Origin of the sequence: Lysinibacillus sp. fls2-241-R2A-57 (genome assembly GCF_030209535.1) — a bacterium.
In the GTDB taxonomy this organism is placed as follows: Bacteria; Bacillota; Bacilli; order Bacillales_A; family Planococcaceae; genus Lysinibacillus.
Genome location: NZ_JARVRU010000176.1, coordinates 1 through 20,695, shown reverse-complemented (window position 1 = coordinate 20,695; position 20,695 = coordinate 1). Strand labels below are relative to the sequence as shown.

Here is a 20,695-nt window from a genome sequence, read left to right as displayed (position 1 = left end):
CGTTGTAAATGAAAAACAATAAAAACATTTTAACTTAAAATAGCATTTTTTTGTACTAATACAGCAATATTTTGTAACTAATTTATAGATTAAATAGAATAGAATAATTGTAGTGAATAATAATTTGAAATTTCAGATAATTATTCATCTAGATAGAAAGGGGGAGTTGAAGTATGGCAGAAGTAGGGAGTCAGGATTATGAATATGTGGAAGCCGGAACAGTAGATGTGAAGGATCTTCCGCCACTAGATGCAACTACTAACAAAATTATGAAAGATGAGTTTACAACAGGTTTTAGCTTAACGGTATTTTATTTCATTTTAATTTTTAGTATTCCCGTAATGAACTGGTTCGCTCCAGAACTTGCTTTTAAGAAAATTTGGGGTGGTATAACAGTTACATGGTTTGTGACAACAGTTGTAATGATGGCAATGGCTTTTATTATTGCTTATGTGCATACAGCATTGTACGAAAAACGCCTAAAGAAATACGAAATACTTAATAAGTAGTTTTAGCTTAGGGGGGATTTGTTAAATGATGAAAGCTCTATTAGAACCGAAGATGTTAATGACCATTGCTTTAATGGGAACAATTGTATATATTACGTATTTAACAAAAAGAAATGCAACGGCATCTGATTTCTTTGTAGGGGGAAGAAGTTTTGGCTGGTTTACAAATGGTTCGGCAATCGGAGGAGACTATTTAAGTGCAGCTACTTTCCTCGGGATAGCTGGTTTAACTTTCCAACTAGGGTATGATGGTGCTTATTATGCATTTTGCTTCTCAATTGGATTAACACTGTTAGCTATTTTTGTAGCTGGTCCATTAAGACGTTTTGGCGCATTTACCGTTGCCGATTTTTTAGCTTATCGTTTTCATAGCAAAAGAGCTAGGCTAGTAGCGGTAGCTGTAGTTTTAGCGATTTCTGGTTTTTATGCAGCGCCACAATTATTAGGTGCAGCACAAATTTTAAGTATGTTTTTTGGTACCTCTTATGAATTTGGCATTATCTTTACATGTATTGTAATGATCTTCTATGTAGGAATAGGCGGTATGAAAGGAACAACAATCAACCAAGCTTTAGAGCTATGGATTCGCCTTGGTGCGTTTATTGTGATGTTGATCGCAGCGATGTATAGTGGTTTACATTACGATAAAATTTTAGCTGCTATTAATTCATTTAGCGGTCCAATTACAGGGACCTCACCATATGCTTTAGATGGAAAGGATATTAATTTTGATGGTGCTGCTTGGACAGGGACAGGCTTTTATTTCCCAACATTTTGGCAAACTATTAGTATGACAATAGGTTTAGCATTAGGTACAATTGGTCTACCGCATATATTACTAAGATTTTATACGAATCCTAGCGCAAAGGCGGCTCGTAAATCAGCGCTTATGGCGATTGGGATTGCCAGTGCATTTTTCTTATTAGCAGTCTATTTAGGTGTTGTAGGGCGTTCTATTTTTATCTCGGGTACTGCAAGTGAGGAAGTAATGCGCGATTTAGTCCTAGGTGGGAACAATATGGTTATTCCTACAACAGCACTTGCACTAGGAGGCAAATGGCTTCTTGGGCTTGTCATAGCAGGTGCATTTGCGGCCATATTCTCAAATTTATCAGGGTTATTTATTACAAGCTCAGGTGCATTAGCCCATGATTTATATGCAAGCGTTATGAAAAAGGATATTACAGAAAAACAACGAGTCGTTGCAGGGAAAGTAGCAATTGTTTTATTAGGTATTTTATATGGAGCATTAGGCTTACTTGTTAAGGATGCATCCATTGGACATTTAGTAGCTCTAGCCTTTACTGTTGCGGCCAGTACATTTACCCCAATATTCATTTTAGGTATTTGGTGGAGAGGAATGACAGAAAAAGGAGCAATTGCAGGTTTACTCATTGGACTGGGCGTATCCATGTGGATGATATTTTTACCAGGAACGTTGCCAAGCTTTTTGCAATTTAAAATTCCAGGCATTGTGACAGTACCAGTTGGCTTCTTATCGGTTGTTATCGTGTCACTATTAGATCGAAAAGTACCAGCCGATGTCAATGATTTCATGAAGCGAGTACACTCAAAAGAATCTGAAACAGCTTAAAATATTTGTATCTCTATAAACTTGATTGAAAATTAAAAGCTATTGCCATTACTTATGAAGTGATGGCAATAGCTTTTTTTCAGGAATAAAAGCGGCGGATTGAAGAGCAGAGCGACGGATAGAAAAGGCGGATCGGTGATAGAAAAGGCAAAGTGGCGGATAGAAAGGTAGAGCGGGGATAGAAAAGGCAAAGTGACGGATAGAAAAGGCAAAGTGACGGAAAGAAGGGTCGAAGTGACGGATAGAAAATAGAGCGACGGATAGAAGGGTCAAAGTGACGGATAGAACCATCAAAACGACGGAAAGAAGAGCTGAAGTGACGGAAAGAAATTAGAGCGACGGATAAAAAGGCCAGAGCGATGGAAAGAAGGGTCGAAGCGACGGATAGAACCGCCAAAGTGACGGAAAGAAGAGCCGAAGTGACGGATAGAAAATAGAGCGACGGATAAAAAGGCCAGAGCGACGGAAAGAAGGGTCAAAGTGACGGATAGAACCGCCAAAGCGACGGAAAGAAGAGCTGGAGCGCCGGAAAGAAGAGCCGAAGTGATGGAAAGAAGAGGCAAAGCGGATAGAACAGTCAAAGTCGTGGATAGAACCGTTAAAGTCGTGGATAGAACCGTTAAAATCGTGGATAGAACCATCAAAACCGTGGATAGCCCAGCCAAAATCGTGGATAGAACCGCCAAAGCGACGGAAAGAAGAGCTGAAGTGACGGAAAGAAATTAGAGCGACGGAAAGAAGGGCCAGAGTGACGGATAGAACTGGCAAAGCGACGAAAAGAAGGGCTGGAGTGACGGATAGAAATTAGAGCGACGGATAAAAAGGCCAGAGCGATGGAAAGAAGGGTCGAAGCGACGGATAGAACCGCCAAAGTGACGGAAAGAAATTAGAGCGACGGAAAGAAGGGCTGAAGTGATGGAAAGAAGAGGCAAAGCGGATAGAACAGTCAAAGTCGTGGATAGAACCGCCAAAGCGACGGGAAGAAGAGCCGAAGTAACGGATAGAAATTAGAGCGACGGATAAAAAGGTCAGAGCGACGGAAAGAAGGGTCGAAGCGACGGATAGAACCGCCAAAGCGACGGAAAGAAGGGCTGGAGTGACGGATAGAACCGCCAAAGCGACGGAAAGAAGAGCCAAACCGCCGGAAAGAACCGCCAAACCCCGGATAGAACCGCCAAACCGCCAGAAAGAACCCTCAAACCGCCGGATAGCTCAGCCAAACCGCAAAACAGAATGTCATTGCTTTTTAAGACAATGCTTTATGTAACAGATTTGGTGTTTCCTCCATATTTTCATGCTATATTAGTTATTCTGAGATGGGCTGTTATGGTAGAATAGGTTAGATGTTGAGTGAACGGAGGAATGGCTGTGTATAAATATTATGGATTGGCCGCATTCGTTGTCCTTTTAGATCAATGGACAAAATGGCTGATTGTGAAAAATATGGAGTTTGGTGAACGAATTTCAGTATGGGATCCATGGTTTGGGATTTTGTCTCATCGAAATAAAGGTGCAGCATGGGGAATGTTGGAAGGGCGAATGTTGTTTTTTAGCATTGTCACGATAGGCGTTATTTGTGCTGTCCTATATTATTTTCATAAAGAGGCTAAGGGTAAACCTATTTTTCAAGTTGGTTTGATGCTTTTATTAGGCGGAGCGATTGGTAATTTTATTGACCGTTTATTTAGGGGCGAAGTGGTCGATTTTATAGATGTATTGATTCCAGTAATTAATTATGATTTCCCGATCTTCAATATTGCGGATGCAGCTTTAACAATTGCGGTAGTGGTGTTAATGATTGGTTTAATCGTTGAAGATAAAAAAGAAAAGAAACAGGTGAAAGAATGACGCAAGTATCATATACAATGGAAGAACAGCAAAAGGGAGAGCGCATTGATAAGGCGCTTTCAAGTGTGCAATCAGAATGGTCGCGTACACAAATTGGAAATTGGATTACTGAAGGTATTGTCAAAGTAAATGGTGAGACGGTAAAGGCGAAGTATAAGGTGAAAACAGGTGATATTGTAGAAATAGATGTACCTGAAGCGGAGCCATTAGATGTCATTGCTGAAAACTTGGACCTTGATATTGTTTATGAAGATGCAGATGTCCTTGTTGTGAATAAACCAAAAGGCATGGTTGTGCATCCAGCACCTGGACATATGTCGGGTACTCTTGTAAATGGTTTAATGTATCATTGTAAGGATTTATCAGGCATAAATGGTGTTCTGCGTCCGGGGATTGTGCATCGTATTGATAAAGATACTTCAGGATTATTAATGGTTGCTAAAAATGATGCGGCTCATGAATCGTTAGTGAATCAGCTAGTTAATAAAACAGTGACACGTAAGTATACTGCGCTAGTACATGGACATATTGCACATGATAAAGGAACAATTGATGCCCCTATTGCACGCGATCAAAAGGATCGTCAAAAACAAGCGGTTGTTGATAACGGAAAGCATGCAGTAACTCACTTCCAAGTTATTGAACGCTTTGGCGACTTTACATTAGTGGAGTGTCGTTTAGAAACTGGACGAACTCATCAAATTCGTGTGCATATGAATTATATTGGATACCCACTTGTTGGTGATCCAAAATATGGACCAAAAAAGACAATAGACTTCGGTGGACAAGTATTACATGCAGGAATTTTAGGATTCGATCATCCTACATCTGGCGAATATATCGAGTTTGAAACACCACTTCCTGCTGATTATGAACAATTATTAAATGATTTACGAAATAGGCATTGACGGATAGTAAAAGAAGGTCTATACTAACGAAAGTGAAATGAACAACTTAACTAAATATTCACCTTTAATGGCAGTCCAGAGAGGCTGAGAAGGTACATGTGATCGTGTTGTAAAAAATTTGTGATGCAAATTTTTCAACATGCTATTTAAACACGCATTCAACCCTCTCAGGCTATTCGCCTCGAGAGGTTTTTTTATGGACACATAGCCAACAATAGATAGAAGAGAGGAGGAAATTTATATGGCACAAAATGAGCTGTTAGATGGACAGTCAATGGCAAGAGCATTAACACGTATTGCGCATGAAATTATTGAACGTAATAAAGGGATCGATGAATGTATTTTAGTCGGCATTAAAACGCGAGGTGCTTTTCTCGCAAAACGCCTTGCAGAAAGAATTGAAAAAATTGAAGGTAAACCAATTCGTACTGGGGAGCTTGATATTACACTTTATCGAGATGATCTATCAACAAAGCATGAAAACGAGCAGGCGCATGTTGAGCAAGTTGATATTGATTACGTTGTAGGTAATCAAAAGCTTATTCTAGTTGATGATGTCTTATATACTGGGCGTACAGTACGAGCAGCACTAGATGCAGTGATGGATTTAGGACGACCTGCACAAATTCAACTGGCAGTACTTATCGACAGAGGTCACAGAGAGCTTCCAATACGAGCAGATTATGTTGGCAAAAACGTTCCAACATCTGGATCTGAACGTATAGTCGTAAATTTACAAGAAGTAGACGGAGAAGATTGCGTCATTATTTATAAAGAAGACTAACTATAAAGTGAGGAAACATTATGTCAAAAGCAGTATTAGATATACAGGATAAACCGACACCGGTCCAACTAGTGACATTAAGTTTCCAACACATGTTTGCCATGTTTGGGTCAACGATCTTAGTCCCTCAGCTGGTAGGTCTTAGTCCGGCAATCGCCCTTTTAACGAGTGGGATTGCAACACTTGTTTTCTTATTAGTAACACAGTTTAAAGTACCGGCATATCTAGGTTCATCATTTGCTTTCATCTCACCAATTCTAATCGCAGCGAATGGATTAGATGCAAATAAAGCTAGTGTGAATCCAGGGAATGCTATGATGGGGGCACTAGCGGTCGGTCTAGTTTACGGAATTGTGTCTTTAATCATTTGGAAGACAGGCTATAAATGGTTAATGCGTTTGCTACCACCAATTGTTGTGGCACCCGTTATTATCGTAATTGGTTTAGGGCTGTCAGGTACAGCAGTAAATATGGCAATGAATATAAATGTAGAACAGGTGAACGAGACAACAGGAGTTGTTGAAACAGTATCTCAATACAGTGGATTACATTTTTCAGCAGCTTTAGTCACGTTATTAGCAGCGATTATATTCACGGTATACTTTAAAAATATTTTAAGTGCTATGCCTATTCTGATGGGGCTAATTGTTGGATATATCTACTCAGTGTTTATTGGAATCGTTGATTTTACTCCAGTAAAAGAAGCATCATTTTTCGCTTCACCGGACTTTTTGATTCCAGGTGTGGACTACGAATTCAATATTACAGCTAAAATTTTACTTGCAATGGTACCAATCGTCATCGTAACGATTTCAGAACATATTGGTCACCAATTAGTTCTGGGGAAAGTAGTAAATCGAAATTATGTGAAAGATCCAGGCCTTCACCGCTCCATTTTAGGGGATGGTTTAGGGACATTACTGAGTGCTTTAATCGGCGGACCACCGAAAACAACATACGGTGAAAATATAGGAGTTTTAGCAATCACACGTGTCTATTCCGTGTATGTTATCATGGGAGCAGCAGTCATTGCGATTATCGTGTCGTTCTTTGGGAAAGCCATGGCATTAATTTCAACAATACCAACCGCAGTTCTTGGTGGAATTTCAATCTTATTATTTGGTATTATCGCGTCTAGTGGTTTACGTATGCTAGTTGAAAACAAAGTAGACTTTGGGAATAATCGAAATATGGTTATTGCATCTGTAATCCTAGTAGTAGGAATAGGCGGTGCTGCACTTAGATTCTCTGAGTCATTTGCTCTTGAAGGTATGGCATTAGCAGCAATTATAGGTGTAATTTTAAACTTAGTATTACCAGGTAGAGAGAAAGAAATTTTAGAAGATTAATTATATAAGCAGTACCTTTTAATGAATTGTCCAGAGAGGCAAAAAAAGGGAAGTTGTAGACAAGCTAAACGTAGGAATATGTTCTGCTCTAGTTTGTCACGCCTCCTTATGCCTCGTTGATGACATCAGCGGGGCTTTTACTTTATTAAAAAATAGAGAACGTCATACATAGACGTTCATGACATGACTTAATGGAGGCACATGATGAAGAACTTATTATCGATGGAACATTTAACAATTGAAGAAATTAACCACATTCTAAATCGTGCGCAAGCTTTTGAAAATGGTGAAACATCATCGTTATCTCGAGCATACAACGTAGCAAACTTGTTTTTTGAGCCGAGTACACGTACGAAAACGAGCTTTGAAATGGCAGAGCGCAAAGTTGACTGTACTGTTATCCCGTTTGATGCTAGCTTTTCGAGCGTGACTAAAGGGGAGACACTGTACGATACGGTAAAGACGTTAGAAATGATTGGTATTGATGCAGTAGTCATCCGAGCAAAAGAAGATGAGTATTACAATGAACTACTTGAAGGCATCAATGTGGCAATCATTAACGCAGGTGACGGTGCTGGTCAGCATCCATCACAATCATTACTGGATCTATATACGATAAAAAAAGAGTTTGGTTCTTTTGAAGGATTGAATGTGACAATCGCAGGGGATATATCTCATAGCCGTGTAGCGAAATCGAATGCATTAGCGTTACAGCGATTGGGGGCAAACGTTCATTTCCTTTGTCCAGAAGAATGGGCAGGCAATTTCGAAGCACACCATTCATGGGATGATTTAATCGAAATAAGTGATGTTATTATGTTACTTCGTGTGCAGCATGAGCGTCATAAGGTGAATAAAAGCTTCTCAAAAGAGAGCTATCATCAAGAGTACGGTTTAACAATTGAACGTGAGAAACAAATGAAGGAAAAGGCAATTATTATGCATCCAGCACCGGTCAACCGTGATGTGGAAATTGCTTCAGAGTTAGTAGAATGCGAGCGTTCTCGAATTTTCGAGCAAGTTCGAAATGGAGTATATACACGGATGGCTATTGTCGAAACAATTTTAAAGGGGAGAGAATAATATGACAAAGGTTCTTCAAAATGTACAAATGTTAAATGAACAAGGCGAGCTACAAACAGTCAATATCGCTATGGCAGATGGCAAAATTACTGAAATTGGACAAAACATAAATGTAGCAGGCGCAGAAATTATAGAAGGTAATGGTTTAGTTGTTGCACCAGGCTTTGTCGATGTACACACACATTTACGTGAGCCAGGCTTTGAACATAAAGAAACAATTGCTACAGGTTCAGCATCAGCAGCAAAAGGCGGCTTCACAACAATTTGTGCGATGCCAAACACAAAACCAGTTCCAGACTCAGTAGAAAATATGCAATTGATTAACGGTCTTATTAAAGAAAGTGCAGTCATTCGAGTACTTCCATACGGCTCTTTAACAAAGGACATCTCAGGTGAGGTTCGCACAAGTATTGAAGAATTAAAAGCACATGGAGCTGTTGCGTTTTCAGATGATGGTGTTGGAATCCAGCTTGCATCAACAATGTATGAGCAAATGAAGGATGCAGCACAGCACGATATGGTAGTTGTAGCGCACTGTGAAGACAACTCATTAATTTACGACGGTGTTATGCATGAAGGGAAGCGTAATAAAGAGCTTGGCTTACCAGGAATTCCATCTATTTGCGAATCTGTTCAAATTGCACGTGATGTTCTATTAGCAGAAGCTGCTGGCGCACGCTACCACGTTTGTCACGTATCAACGAAGGAATCTGTACGTGCAGTACGAGACGCTAAAGCAGCAGGTATTCGTGTCACTGCAGAAGTTTGCCCGCATCATTTATTACTTGAAGAAATGGATATTCCTTCAGACGATGCAAACTGGAAAATGAACCCACCATTACGCGCTATAGATGATAAAGACTCACTTCACGCAGCTATGATGGATGGCACAATCGATTGTATCGCTACAGATCACGCTCCACATACAGTAGAAGAAAAATGCTGTGGCATGGTAGGAGCACCGTTTGGCATTGTAGGCTTTGAAACAGCCTTCCCACTACTTTACACACAGTTTGTAGAAACAGGGAAATGGACGTTAAAACAGTTGATTGACTGGATGTCTGTAAAGGCAGCTCAAATTTTTGATTTACCATATGGCACATTAGAAGTTGGCGCTTCAGCAGATATGATTTTAATTGATTTAAATAAAGAACAAACAATCGATGCAGAAGGCTTTGTATCAAAAGGACGCAATACACCATTCAATGGCTGGGTTGCAAAAGGATGGCCAGTCCTTACAATTTTTGAAGGCAATATCGTATACCAGGAGGCAGAGTAATGAAAAAACGTTTACTTATTTTAGAAGATGGCACAGTATTTACAGGCACAGCGTTCGGTAGTGAGCGAGCTTCACAAGGTGAGGTCGTATTCACAACAGGGATGACAGGTTATCAGGAAACAATTTCAGATCCTTCATTTTACGGACAAATCGTAACGTTAACTTACCCTTTAATCGGTAATTACGGTATTAACCGTGATGATTTTGAATCGATCACACCTGCTATTCGTGGCTTTGTAGTTCGTGAATTAGCAAAAACACCTTCAAACTTCCGCTGTGATTTAACAGTAGATGAATACTTAACATCAAAGGATATCCCAGGGATTGAAGGAATCGATACACGAAAATTAACACGTATTATTCGCAGCAAAGGGTCAGTAAAGGCTATTTTAACAGCGGCTGATGAAGACGTGAATGTGGATGAAATCGTGGCAAAATTACAGGCAACACCAGCTATTACAAACCATGTACATGAAGTATCACCGAAAGCGGCTTACCCATCACCAGGTCGTGGTAAACGCGTAGTATTAATAGACTTTGGTATGAAACACGGTATTCTTCGTGAGTTAAATAAACGTGATTGCGATGTGCTAGTTGTACCTTACAATACTTCAGCAGCAGAAATTTTAGCATGGCATCCAGATGGCATCATGCTTTCGAATGGCCCAGGTAACCCTGAAGATGTGCAAGAGGGTATTGAAACAGTACGCAATTTAATCGGAAAAGTGCCGATGTTCGGTATTTGCTTAGGCCACCAAATCTTCTCACTAGCATGCGGTGCGAAAAGTTTCAAATTACCATTTGGTCACCGTGGTGGTAACCATCCAGTAAAAGATTTACGTACTGGCCGTACTGATTTAACATCTCAAAATCATGGCTATGCAGTCGACATCGATTCATTAAAAGATACAGATTTAGAATTAACACATATCGCATTAAATGATGGTACTTGTGAAGGTGTACGCCATAAGAAATACCCAATCTTCACAGTGCAATATCACCCAGAAGCATCACCAGGTCCAGAGGATTCAAATCACCTATTTGATGAATTTATCGAAATGATGGAAGTAGAAGCAGGGAAGGGGAAACAACATGCCTAAACGTACAGATATTGAAACTATTTTAGTAATCGGATCAGGTCCAATCGTTATCGGACAAGCAGCAGAATTTGACTACGCAGGAACACAAGCTTGTCTTTCACTAAAAGAAGAAGGCTATCGCGTTATCTTAATAAACTCAAACCCTGCGACAATTATGACAGACACAGAAATTGCGGACAAAGTATATATTGAGCCAATTTCACTTGAGTTTGTATCACGTATTTTACGTAAAGAACGTCCAGATGCCATCCTACCAACACTTGGTGGTCAAACTGGTTTAAACATGGCTATTGAGTTAGATAAATCAGGAATTTTAGATGAGCTTAATATTGAAATTCTAGGTACAAAATTAGAGGCGATCCATAAAGCAGAAGACCGCGATCTATTCCGTAATCTAATGTATGAGCTAGGTGCTCCAGTACCTGAATCAGATATTATCCATAACTTAGACGAAGCGAAAAACTTTGTAGCGAAAATTGGCTACCCAGTAATTGTTCGCCCTGCCTTCACTCTTGGTGGTACAGGCGGCGGTATTTGCTACAACGATCAAGATCTAGAGGAAATTGTGACATCTGGTCTAAAATATTCCCCAGTAACACAATGTTTACTAGAAAAATCAATCGCTGGTTATAAAGAAATTGAATATGAAGTAATGCGTGATGCTGCTAACAACGCAATCGTTGTATGTAACATGGAAAACGTTGACCCAGTTGGTATTCATACAGGGGACTCAATCGTAGTGGCGCCTACACAAACACTTTCGGATCGTGAAAACCAAATGCTACGTAATATTTCATTAGATATTATCCGTGCACTGAAAATCGAAGGTGGCTGTAACGTACAGTTAGCCCTTGATCCATATAGCTTTAATTACTATGTGATCGAGGTAAACCCTCGTGTATCACGTTCATCAGCATTAGCATCAAAAGCAACAGGCTACCCAATTGCAAAGCTAGCAGCAAAAATCGCAGTTGGTTTAACATTAGATGAAATTAAAAACCCTGTAACAGGATCAACATATGCTTGCTTCGAGCCGGCTTTAGACTACATCGTAGCAAAAATTCCACGCTGGCCATTCGATAAATTCGAATCAGCAAAGCGTAATCTTGGTACACAAATGAAAGCGACTGGTGAAGTAATGGCACTTGGTCGTACATTTGAAGAAGCTATGCTAAAAGCAGTGCGCTCTCTTGAGACAGGTCAAGTTCACTTAGAGCTGAAACATGCAGAAGAAAACACGGATTCTTGGATTGAAAAACGTATCCGCAAAGCAGGTGACGAGCGTCTATTCTTCATCGGTGAAGCACTTCGTCGCGGTGTGACAATTGAGCAAATCCATGAATGGTCTGCCATTGACTTATTCTTCTTAAATAAATTCAAAAACATCGTAGATATGGAGCAAACACTTGCTGACAATAAAAACGATAAAGACGTATTACGTACAGCAAAACGTCTAGGCTTTGCAGATAAAAAAGTTGCTGAGCTTTGGGAAACAACGCCAGAGGAAGTATATGCATATCGTAAAGAAAATGGCATTATCCCAGTCTATAAAATGGTCGATACATGTGCAGCGGAGTTTGAATCTGAAACACCATACTTCTATGGCACATATGAAGATGAAAATGAATCGATTAAATCCGATAAGCCATCAGTTGTAGTACTTGGTTCTGGTCCGATCCGCATTGGTCAAGGGGTAGAATTCGACTACGCAACAGTACACTCAGTATGGGCAATTCAAGAAGCAGGCTACGAAGCGATTATTATTAACTCGAATCCAGAGACAGTATCAACGGACTTCTCGATTTCAGATAAATTATACTTCGAGCCATTAACAATCGAAGATGTTATGCATATTATCGACCTTGAGCAACCAATCGGTGTAGTTGTACAATTCGGTGGTCAAACAGCTATTAATCTTGCTGATAAATTAGCTGCCAATGGCATAAAAATCCTAGGTACAACACTTGAAGATATCGACCGTGCGGAAAACCGTGACAAATTCGAGCAAGCATTACGCGACTTGAACATTCCACAGCCACTAGGTCAAACAGCTGTATCTACGGAGGAAGCACTTGCTATTAGTGATCGTCTAGGCTTCCCTGTGCTAGTTCGTCCTTCATACGTACTAGGTGGACGTGCGATGGAAATTGTCTACAACCAAGATGAATTAAAACACTATATGGAAAACGCAGTAGAAGCATCTCCTGATCATCCAGTATTAGTAGACCGCTACTTAACGGGTCAAGAAATTGAAGTAGATGCAATTTGTGACGGTGAAAATGTATTAATTCCAGGTATTATGGAGCATATCGAGCGTGCAGGGGTTCACTCTGGTGACTCCATCTCTGTATACCCTCCACAAAAATTAACGCAAACGCAAAAAGATACGTTAGTGGATTATACAACTCGCCTTGCAAAAGGTCTTGGCATCATAGGCTTAATGAACATTCAGTATGTTATTTCACAAGGCGAAGTGTATGTGATCGAGGTTAACCCACGTTCATCTCGTACAGTACCGTTCTTAAGTAAAATTACAAACATTCCGATGGCGAATATTGCAACGAAAGCGATCCTTGGTAAATCAATCGTAGAACAAGGCTATCCGACAGGCTTAGCAGCTGAGCAAAAAGGTGTCTTCGTTAAAGTGCCAGTATTCTCATTTGCTAAATTACGTCGTGTCGACATTACTTTAGGACCTGAAATGAAATCAACAGGTGAAGTAATGGGGAAAGATGCAACATTAGAAAAAGCACTTTACAAAGGCTTAGTTGCAGCAGGTATGGAAATTCGCACAGAAGGCACAGTATTGTTCACAGTGTCCGATAAAGATAAAGAAGAAGCCATTGCACTAGCAAAACGCTTCTCAACAGTAGGCTATCGTATTGTCGCTACTGAAGGTACAGCTAAAGCATTTGAAGAAGCAGGTGTACGCACAGATGTAGTTGGCAAAATCGGTGCAAAAGGTCAAACATTAATCGATTTAATTCAAAACGGTGAGGCACAGCTTGTTGTCAACACATTAACAAAAGGTAAGCAACCGGCACGTGATGGCTTCCGAATCCGTCGTGAGTCAGTTGAAAACGGCGTACCTTGCTTAACTTCATTAGATACAGCAGAAGCGATGGTACGTGTTATTGAATCAATGACATTTACAGCAGAACAAATGCCAAAAGCGGAGGTAGTACACTAATATGATTCGTCAAGAGAAAATGACGGTCGTCTCTCAAAAGCAAATAGCGACAAACATTTTCGAATTGACACTTCGTGGAGAGCTGGTTCAGGATATGACTCCTGGCCAGTTTGTCCATGTAAAGGTGTCAGATTCAATGGAGCCGCTTTTACGTCGACCAATCAGTATTGCAAACATAGACAAAGACAACAACGAATTTACGATGATTTATCGTGCGGAAGGTCGTGGAACTAAAGTGTTAGCGACAAATCGCGAGGGTGAGCTCGTTAATGTTCTTGGACCAATCGGTAATGGGTTCCCTGTAGAAGCAGTAAAAGAGGGAGGCACAGCCCTACTAGTTGGCGGAGGAATCGGTGTACCACCATTACATGAGCTTTCTAAGCAATTAAATGCTCGTGGTGTTAAAACAATCCATGTACTTGGCTTCCAAACAGAGGATGTATGCTTCTATGAGGAACAATTCAGTGCGCTTGGAGAAACACATTATGTAACGGTTGACGGTTCGAAAGGAACAAAGGGCTTTGTGACAAATGTATTAGAGTCACGAGCGCCTGAATTCGATGTATTCTATTCTTGTGGTCCGCTACCAATGTTAAAAGCATTAGAAGGCTTCTATCCAGAAAAAGAAGGTTATTTATCATTTGAAGAGCGCATGGGCTGCGGTATCGGTGCTTGTTTCGCATGCGTATGTAAAACAACAGATCAAGTAGCAAAGGATTATGTCAAAGTATGCTCTGACGGTCCAGTATTCGCGAAAGGTACGGTGGCATTATGAGTCGTTTAACTATCCAATTACCAGGCTTAGATTTAAAAAATCCAATAATGCCAGCTTCCGGTTGCTTCGGCTTCGGACGTGAATATGCACAGCTTTATGATTTATCAAAGCTTGGCGCTATTATGATTAAAGCTACAACTGTAGAAACACGTCCTGGCAATCCAACTCCACGCGTAGCAGAAACAGCAGCGGGGATGTTAAATGCCATTGGTTTACAAAATCCTGGCATCGAAAAAGTAATGAACGAAGAATTAAAGTTTCTAGAAGCGTATGATGTGCCAATCATTGCAAATGTTGCTGGTACAGAGACAGCTGACTACGTAGAAGTAGCGCAACGCATTTCTACTGCATCTAATGTGAAAGCATTAGAGCTTAACATTTCTTGCCCGAACGTTAAATGTGGAGGTATTCAATTTGGTACAGACCCTGCAACAGCACGCGAGCTAGTGAAAGCTGTAAAAGCTGTTTCTGAAGTGCCTGTATACGTGAAATTATCTCCTAATGTAACGAATATCGTAGAAATTGCACAAGCTGTTGAAGCTGGTGGTGCAGATGGTATTACAATGATCAATACACTTATCGGTATGCGTTTAGACGAGCGTACAGGTAAGCCAGTGATTGCCAATGGTACAGGTGGCTTATCGGGTCCTGCTGTAAAACCAGTTGCGATTCGCATGGTTTATGAGGTGTACAAGGCTGTCAATATTCCGATAATTGGGATGGGTGGCGTGACAGAAGCACAGGATGTTATTGACTTTATGTCGGCTGGTGCATCTGCAGTTGCTGTTGGGACAGCAAACTTTGTTGATCACTTCGTTTGTCCAAATATTATTGATGAATTACCAGCAAAGCTCGATCAATTAGGAGTAGAGCATATTTCAGAAATTATCGGAAGGAGCCATCGTTAATGAATACAAAACCAATACTTGCACTAGATTTTCCTGGTGAAGCAGAAGTATTTAAATTTCTAAAGCATTTTAATGAGCCTCTTTTCGTGAAAATTGGTATGGAATTATATATGCAAGAAGGGCCGGATATTGTACGAAAGGTAAAAGATCTAGGCCATGATATTTTCCTTGATTTAAAGTTACACGATATTCCTAATACAGTAGGCTCTGCAATGAAAGGTCTAGCGAAACTAGGAGTAGATTTAGTCAACGTTCATGCGGCAGGTGGACGTCCGATGATGGAGGCTGCACTTGAGGGACTTGACGCGGGTACTCCTTCAGGGCGTGAACGTGCGGCATTAATTGCAGTAACACAACTGACTTCAACAACAGAAGAGCAAATGCAAGCAGAACAAAAAATTGCTTTATCTTTACAAGAATCTGTCTTACATTACGCAAGTTTAACAAAGCAAGCTGGTTTAAATGGAGTTGTCTGCTCTGTACATGAGGCAAAAGCAATTGCTGAAGTATGTGGAGAAGATTTCTTACGCGTGACACCTGGTATCCGATTAGCAGGTGGCGACGCACACGACCAAAAGCGCATTGCAACACCAGACGGCGCGAAACGTGACGGTTCTTCGTTAATCGTGGTAGGACGTGCCGTAACAGGTGCACAAGATCCAGTAGCAGCATATAAAATCGTAAGTGAATTATGGGAGGCATAAATATGACATTACAAAATGAAATCGCACACGCTATGTTAAAAGTAGGCGCAGTAGAATTAAATCCAACAGAACTATTCACATGGGCATCAGGCATTAAATCACCAATCTACTGTGATACACGTCTGACAATTTCTGACCCTGTAATTCGTAAGCAATTAGCAAACGGTTTAGCATCTCTTATTAAAGAAAACTTTGGCGCAACAGAAATCGTAGCAGGTACAGCAACAGCAGGCATTCCACATGCTGCTTGGGTAAGTGATATTTTAGAATTACCTATGGTTTACGTACGTTCTAAAGCAAAAGAGCATGGCCGTGGTAACCAAATCGAAGGAAAATACGCAGCAGGTCAAAAAGTCGTAGTCGTAGAAGACATCGTTTCTACAGGCGGCTCATCGATCACAGCTGTAGAAGCCTTACGCGCAGCAGGCTGTGAAGTAGTAGGCGTAGTTTGCGTCTACACATACAACCTTCCACGTGCTGAACAAGCATTCGATGAAGCAGGCATTAAATATGTATCCCTAACAAACTTCGATTATTTAATTGAAGCAGCAAATGAATCAGGCACTATTAATGAAGGCGACATCCCATTCCTTAAAGAGTGGCATGGAAAATTAAAAGCAGGCGAGCTTTAATTCAATGAAGGGTGGTATGATAATTTTTTCATACCACCCTTTCATGTTGTTGTAAAATTATTGTGTTAAATTAAATAAAGTATGGCTCTTCGGCAAAACGTGGGGGGATTTCCGTTCTGGCTGGGCGCTTTGTTGTTGTTGTCGCTACGCTTTCGCACAGAGCAAAGCTTCCTGGGGGCGTCCGATGAGCCGCTTGGACCAACAAATGTTTTATGTGCGAAAGCGAAGCGGCAGGATGCTCCATCCAAAATGCCAATCGCTGATAAAATCGAGAAAATCGCTGATAGAGAGCCGAGAATCGCTGATAAAATTGAGAAACCGCTGATAAAGAGCTGGGGATCGCTGGTAAAATCGAGAAATCGCTGATAAAGAGCTGAGAATCGCTGATAAAATCGAGAAAACCGCTGATAAAGAGCTGGGAATCGCTGATAAAACCGAGAAACCGCTGATAAAGAGCCGAGAATCGCTGATAAAATCGAGAAACCGCTGATAAAGGGCTGGGAATCGCTGATAAAACCGAGAAACCGCTGATAAAGAGCTGGGAATCGCTGATAAAATCGAGAAACCGCTGATAAAGAGCTGGGAATCGCTGGTAAAATCGAGAAATCGCTGATAAAGAGCTGAGAATCGCTGATAAAATCGAGAAAACCGCTGATAACAACATGAGAACCGCTGATAAAGTACCAAGAATCGCTGATAACAACACGAGAACCACCGATAGCATCATGAATCGCACTTGTAGTAGAGAGGTAGGCTGGGACGGAAATTATCCTCATCTCAAACTAATCGACATTCACAAAGATTTCCTTGACTATTTCAAGACTGGGACTTAAGTATATTTTCAAAACAAAATTACAATATTTCACATCAGAAAAGCGCAAGAAATCAACGTAGCTAAAATTGATTTCTCGCGCTTTTTAAATTTTTGACCAGTTACGTCCCAGCCTGTTTATTTTTTAACTTCTACTAAAAGAAGTTAAAGCCTTCGGACGCAATTATGCCGAGGTATAATTGATTAACTTACAGTAGGGGAGAAATGAGTCGCATAAGAGACTCAAGTATGCGTTTTTGAATACTTCGCTTTTGAAATGCCGCCCATGTAATTTCTATGGAGTCTTTAAAATCTTGTTCAAAATCATTTTTTATATCTAGAACCGTTTTTGATTCATATAGGACCGCAATGATTTCATAATTAAGCTCAAAACTACGAATATCCATATTTGCTGTACCAATTGATGCAACTTCATCATCAACAAGTACAATTTTAGCGTGCATAAAACCATCTTTATAGCTGTAAATGGAGACTCCCGCTTTTAGAAGTGGTGTAAAGTATGATTGGGATGCTTGATCACTAATGATGCTATCGCCTTTTCCAGGATATAAAATTCGGACATCTACTCCGGAAAGTGCACTCAAACGTAATAATGTTAATGTTTCCTGATCAGGAATAAAGTATGGAGTGGCAATCCAAATTGACTTTTTTGCAGAGCCCATAATTTTCAATAAAGCATTTCGAATACTTGTATCATCTGAGCTAGGTCCGCTCGCAACGATCTGTACGGCACCTTCTGCTTGCTGAATGCCTTGAGCAGGAAAGTATGCTCTATCCATGTATTGATTCCAAGACTCAGTATTTAAACGACTAGTGGCGTAGAGATAATCTTCTAGGAAAATGGCTTGTAGTTTAAATAATGCTTTTCCTTCTATTTTTAAATGACTATCACGCCAAATAGGAAACTTCTTCGAACGGCCAAGATATTCATCCCCGACATTGAGTCCACCTGTAAAACCAATTGTCCCATCTACAATAACAATCTTACGGTGATTACGATAATTGACGGTCTCTAATAGCCAAGGTGAAAGAATAGAATCAAATTCGATTACTTCAATCCCTACTTCTTTCATTGGTTGTAAGAAATTCTTCTTTAATTTATTACTTCCGAGTCCATCATAAAGAAAACGTACGATTACACCAGATTTTGCTTTCCTTATTAAGGCATCTCGAATTTCTGTTCCGATTTCATCTGATCGATAAATATAGTATTGAATATGAATATGGTGTGTAGCATTTTCAATCGCTCGTAAGATTTCAGTAAATGTTTCATCCCCGTTTGTTAAGAGTTTTGTTGTTGTTTCATTAGCAACAGGACCACCGCCAAATTTTTGTATAACTTGCGTCAAATAGGTGGATCGTTCATTTAAAGAGAGGGAGTTTTCTAGATCAAAACTTTTCCCTGCTAAAATTTCACGGAATAATACTCTTCTTTCTTCTGAACGATGTAAATGTTTCCTTCTTCTCCAGTGACTTCTTCCGAAAAGTAAGTACATAAATACACCAATACCAGGGAGTATTATTAATACTAAAAACCAAGCCAATGTACTTTGCGGAGAACGATTTTCAATAAAAATAACGAAAGCAATCCCTATAAGTGTGATAGGCCATAGTAAGCCGATTAAAGTAGATAAGGGAATGATGGTCTTATTTAAGAATATGAGCATAATTGCTGCAATTGTAAATACAAATAGTAATTGGACGACGCGATTTTTCATATGATGCATTTTCACCTATTCTTTCTTAAATATAATTTCCATAAGAGGAAGTTGTACTTTCATAGTTTTATGATAAATTGTTTTCTTTTTTTTAACAATATAGACATTTTCGTATGTGCCTTCTATAACGTATAGTTTTTACTAGTAATGAGCAAATCTATTGTGTCCATATTCGCTAATTGCAAACATTTCCTCATTAATTTCTTCTATAGTAAACCAAGTATGAATTACTTTCCCTTTATTTTGATAAAGCAAACATTCCAAGATGAATTTTCTTAATAGAACCATAGAAGACATAAAGAGAACTAAGTATTCAAGAGGTAAGGAGAGACATAAAATAACGGACAGTGAGATACAAAAGCACTGTCCGTTAGACTTCATGTAATTGCCATATACGGTTCGGAGGCTGGTTATCACCTCCTACTCGATTAAAATTGAACACTGAACCCTTTAAAATGATGAATTCCCGTACCGAATTTTACAAGATCCTCTTCTCTCAACGTATTAACTGCCTTTTTTACTTCTATTAAAATGGAGGAATCAAGCCCTAATGTATTATGAGACCCAAAAATCTTCGTAATGTTAGGTAAGTTCGCTATCTTCTCTAAGGAATCTACTAAATCTACTGGATTTGTTGTAGGGAAAAAAGCATATATCGGCGTTTTATCATACAGTAAATCGCCAGTAAATAAATAACCATTGTTATGATCTAAAATAGAAATATGCCCCGGTGAATGACCAGGTGTATGCAGTATAGACAATTTTCTATTGCCGATATCTATAATATCTCCATCCTCTAAAATACCAGAAGGCTGTCCTTGAAAAGGTTTATATGTTTCAGGATTAAACGTTTTGGGCGTAGGTATCGTTATATCGCGACTAACGTCTTTTCTTATCTGCTCAATTGATAACTTCTTAATGCCATTTACGAGCCAATCAGCTTCTTCCTTGTGTACGTAAATGTTCTCAAATTGTCCATGACTACCGATATGATCCGATACGAAAAATATATACATTTCTTAAAAAATGTAGACATCTCTACTGTGACACAACTTATATCTTTTGACTTTCGTTTTTGTGTCTTCCTTATTCTCAGAGCCTGGTTTCGCCGAAGCTACTGCCATTTGGTATGACTCTCCAAAGGCTTAAATTCCGCAGTATCGTTGCGTACACATCTAAGGCTTAATATCAGTTAAGCTCCTTAGATTGAATAATTTGCTAAGTTAATGCTTGCGTTCAAATCTCTATCCATCTTTAATCCGCAAGAGCAGATAAATAATCTGTCTTTCAGTCTCAAATCGGATTTGATTTGTCCACAACTAGAACAAGTTTTTGATGAAGGAAACCATCTGTCGGCTTCAACAAATTCAATTCCATATTTTTCACATTTGTATTGAATTTGCCGTTTGAATTCATATAACCTCTGTCCGGCTACCGCCTTCGCCAGATGTTTATTTTTCATCAACCCTTTTACATTTAAAT

At 39.7% G+C, this 20,695-nt stretch carries 22 protein-coding genes; 14 read left to right on the top strand and 8 right to left on the bottom strand.

The annotated features are described in order from the left end of the window. The first annotated feature begins 173 nt into the window (after window positions 1–173). Both QRN68_RS22805 and QRN68_RS22800 read left to right on the top strand, forming a co-directional pair. Window positions 174–509, top strand: a complete 336-nt coding sequence (locus tag QRN68_RS22805; RefSeq protein ID WP_285399404.1) for a hypothetical protein — start codon at window positions 174–176, stop codon at window positions 507–509. Window positions 510–534: 25 nt separating this feature from the next. After that, the gene (locus QRN68_RS22800) at window positions 535–2,103 is read left to right on the top strand and encodes a sodium/solute symporter (RefSeq protein ID WP_285399403.1); all 1,569 of its coding nucleotides are present in this window, start codon (window positions 535–537) and stop codon (window positions 2,101–2,103) included. A gap of 48 nt (window positions 2,104–2,151) precedes the next feature. Here the strand turns inward: QRN68_RS22800 and QRN68_RS22795 are convergent, their stop codons facing one another. From QRN68_RS22795 to QRN68_RS22780, 4 genes are read right to left on the bottom strand one after another with little or no spacing between them, the layout of a single operon-like run. Next, window positions 2,152–2,397 carry a hypothetical protein gene (locus QRN68_RS22795; protein ID WP_285399402.1) on the bottom strand — a complete coding sequence of 82 codons (246 nt, stop codon included), beginning with the start codon at window positions 2,395–2,397 and terminating at the stop codon, window positions 2,152–2,154. Next, window positions 2,394–2,789, bottom strand: a complete 396-nt coding sequence (locus QRN68_RS22790) for a hypothetical protein (RefSeq protein ID WP_285399400.1) — start codon at window positions 2,787–2,789, stop codon at window positions 2,394–2,396. Before QRN68_RS22790 ends, QRN68_RS22795 begins: the two co-directional genes overlap by 4 nt. After that, window positions 2,744–2,974, bottom strand: a complete 231-nt coding sequence (locus tag QRN68_RS22785; protein WP_285399398.1) for a hypothetical protein — start codon at window positions 2,972–2,974, stop codon at window positions 2,744–2,746. Before QRN68_RS22785 ends, QRN68_RS22790 begins: the two co-directional genes overlap by 46 nt. Beyond that, complete coding sequence (locus tag QRN68_RS22780) at window positions 2,908–3,261, bottom strand: hypothetical protein (RefSeq protein WP_285399397.1); 354 nt, start codon at window positions 3,259–3,261, stop codon at window positions 2,908–2,910. The genes QRN68_RS22785 and QRN68_RS22780 overlap by 67 nt, the downstream gene beginning before the upstream one ends. 210 nt (window positions 3,262–3,471) lie before the next feature. Between QRN68_RS22780 and lspA the strand changes: the two genes are divergently transcribed. The 12 genes from lspA (at window position 3,472) to pyrE (ending at window position 16,663) form a co-directional block, all read left to right on the top strand. Continuing rightward, window positions 3,472–3,951: a signal peptidase II gene (gene lspA / locus QRN68_RS22775; protein ID WP_285399396.1), complete on the top strand. Its 480-nt coding sequence runs from the start codon at window positions 3,472–3,474 to the stop codon at window positions 3,949–3,951. Further along, window positions 3,948–4,859 carry an RluA family pseudouridine synthase gene (locus QRN68_RS22770; RefSeq protein ID WP_285399394.1) on the top strand — a complete coding sequence of 304 codons (912 nt, stop codon included), beginning with the start codon at window positions 3,948–3,950 and terminating at the stop codon, window positions 4,857–4,859. The genes lspA and QRN68_RS22770 overlap by 4 nt, the downstream gene beginning before the upstream one ends. 241 nt (window positions 4,860–5,100) lie before the next feature. Then, window positions 5,101–5,643: a bifunctional pyr operon transcriptional regulator/uracil phosphoribosyltransferase PyrR gene (gene pyrR / locus QRN68_RS22765; RefSeq protein ID WP_285399393.1), complete on the top strand. Its 543-nt coding sequence runs from the start codon at window positions 5,101–5,103 to the stop codon at window positions 5,641–5,643. A gap of 20 nt (window positions 5,644–5,663) precedes the next feature. Beyond that, complete coding sequence (locus QRN68_RS22760; protein ID WP_285399391.1) at window positions 5,664–6,992, top strand: solute carrier family 23 protein; 1,329 nt, start codon at window positions 5,664–5,666, stop codon at window positions 6,990–6,992. Between the two features lie 204 nt (window positions 6,993–7,196). Further along, window positions 7,197–8,075 (top strand): aspartate carbamoyltransferase catalytic subunit, encoded by an 879-nt coding sequence (locus QRN68_RS22755; RefSeq protein WP_285399390.1) that lies wholly within the window; start codon window positions 7,197–7,199, stop codon window positions 8,073–8,075. Window position 8,076: 1 nt separating this feature from the next. Further along, window positions 8,077–9,354: a dihydroorotase gene (locus tag QRN68_RS22750; protein WP_285399389.1), complete on the top strand. Its 1,278-nt coding sequence runs from the start codon at window positions 8,077–8,079 to the stop codon at window positions 9,352–9,354. Beyond that, the gene (locus tag QRN68_RS22745) at window positions 9,354–10,454 is read left to right on the top strand and encodes a carbamoyl phosphate synthase small subunit (RefSeq protein WP_285399388.1); all 1,101 of its coding nucleotides are present in this window, start codon (window positions 9,354–9,356) and stop codon (window positions 10,452–10,454) included. The genes QRN68_RS22750 and QRN68_RS22745 overlap by 1 nt, the downstream gene beginning before the upstream one ends. Continuing rightward, window positions 10,447–13,644: a carbamoyl-phosphate synthase large subunit gene (gene carB, locus QRN68_RS22740; protein ID WP_285399386.1), complete on the top strand. Its 3,198-nt coding sequence runs from the start codon at window positions 10,447–10,449 to the stop codon at window positions 13,642–13,644. Before QRN68_RS22745 ends, carB begins: the two co-directional genes overlap by 8 nt. A gap of 1 nt (window position 13,645) precedes the next feature. After that, window positions 13,646–14,419 (top strand): dihydroorotate dehydrogenase electron transfer subunit, encoded by a 774-nt coding sequence (locus tag QRN68_RS22735; protein ID WP_285399384.1) that lies wholly within the window; start codon window positions 13,646–13,648, stop codon window positions 14,417–14,419. Then, window positions 14,416–15,327: a dihydroorotate dehydrogenase gene (locus QRN68_RS22730; protein ID WP_285399383.1), complete on the top strand. Its 912-nt coding sequence runs from the start codon at window positions 14,416–14,418 to the stop codon at window positions 15,325–15,327. The genes QRN68_RS22735 and QRN68_RS22730 overlap by 4 nt, the downstream gene beginning before the upstream one ends. Next, a complete protein-coding gene (pyrF, locus tag QRN68_RS22725; protein ID WP_285399381.1) occupies window positions 15,327–16,031 on the top strand; it encodes an orotidine-5'-phosphate decarboxylase in 705 nt (234 codons plus the stop codon). The genes QRN68_RS22730 and pyrF overlap by 1 nt, the downstream gene beginning before the upstream one ends. 2 nt (window positions 16,032–16,033) lie before the next feature. Next, window positions 16,034–16,663 carry an orotate phosphoribosyltransferase gene (gene pyrE / locus QRN68_RS22720; RefSeq protein WP_285399379.1) on the top strand — a complete coding sequence of 210 codons (630 nt, stop codon included), beginning with the start codon at window positions 16,034–16,036 and terminating at the stop codon, window positions 16,661–16,663. A 70-nt stretch (window positions 16,664–16,733) separates the two neighbouring features. Here the strand turns inward: pyrE and QRN68_RS22715 are convergent, their stop codons facing one another. From QRN68_RS22715 to QRN68_RS22700, 4 genes are all read right to left on the bottom strand, one after another. Then, a complete protein-coding gene (locus QRN68_RS22715) occupies window positions 16,734–17,366 on the bottom strand; it encodes a hypothetical protein (RefSeq protein WP_285399378.1) in 633 nt (210 codons plus the stop codon). A 317-nt stretch (window positions 17,367–17,683) separates the two neighbouring features. Further along, window positions 17,684–19,213, bottom strand: coding sequence for a cardiolipin synthase (locus QRN68_RS22710; RefSeq protein WP_285399376.1), 1,530 nt, complete (start codon window positions 19,211–19,213; stop codon window positions 17,684–17,686). Window positions 19,214–19,641: 428 nt separating this feature from the next. Beyond that, the gene (locus tag QRN68_RS22705) at window positions 19,642–20,229 is read right to left on the bottom strand and encodes an MBL fold metallo-hydrolase (RefSeq protein WP_285399375.1); all 588 of its coding nucleotides are present in this window, start codon (window positions 20,227–20,229) and stop codon (window positions 19,642–19,644) included. 185 nt (window positions 20,230–20,414) lie between these two features. Continuing rightward, on the bottom strand, window positions 20,415–20,695 hold a 281-nt coding region (locus QRN68_RS22700; RefSeq protein ID WP_285399374.1), incomplete at its 5' end, for an RNA-guided endonuclease InsQ/TnpB family protein.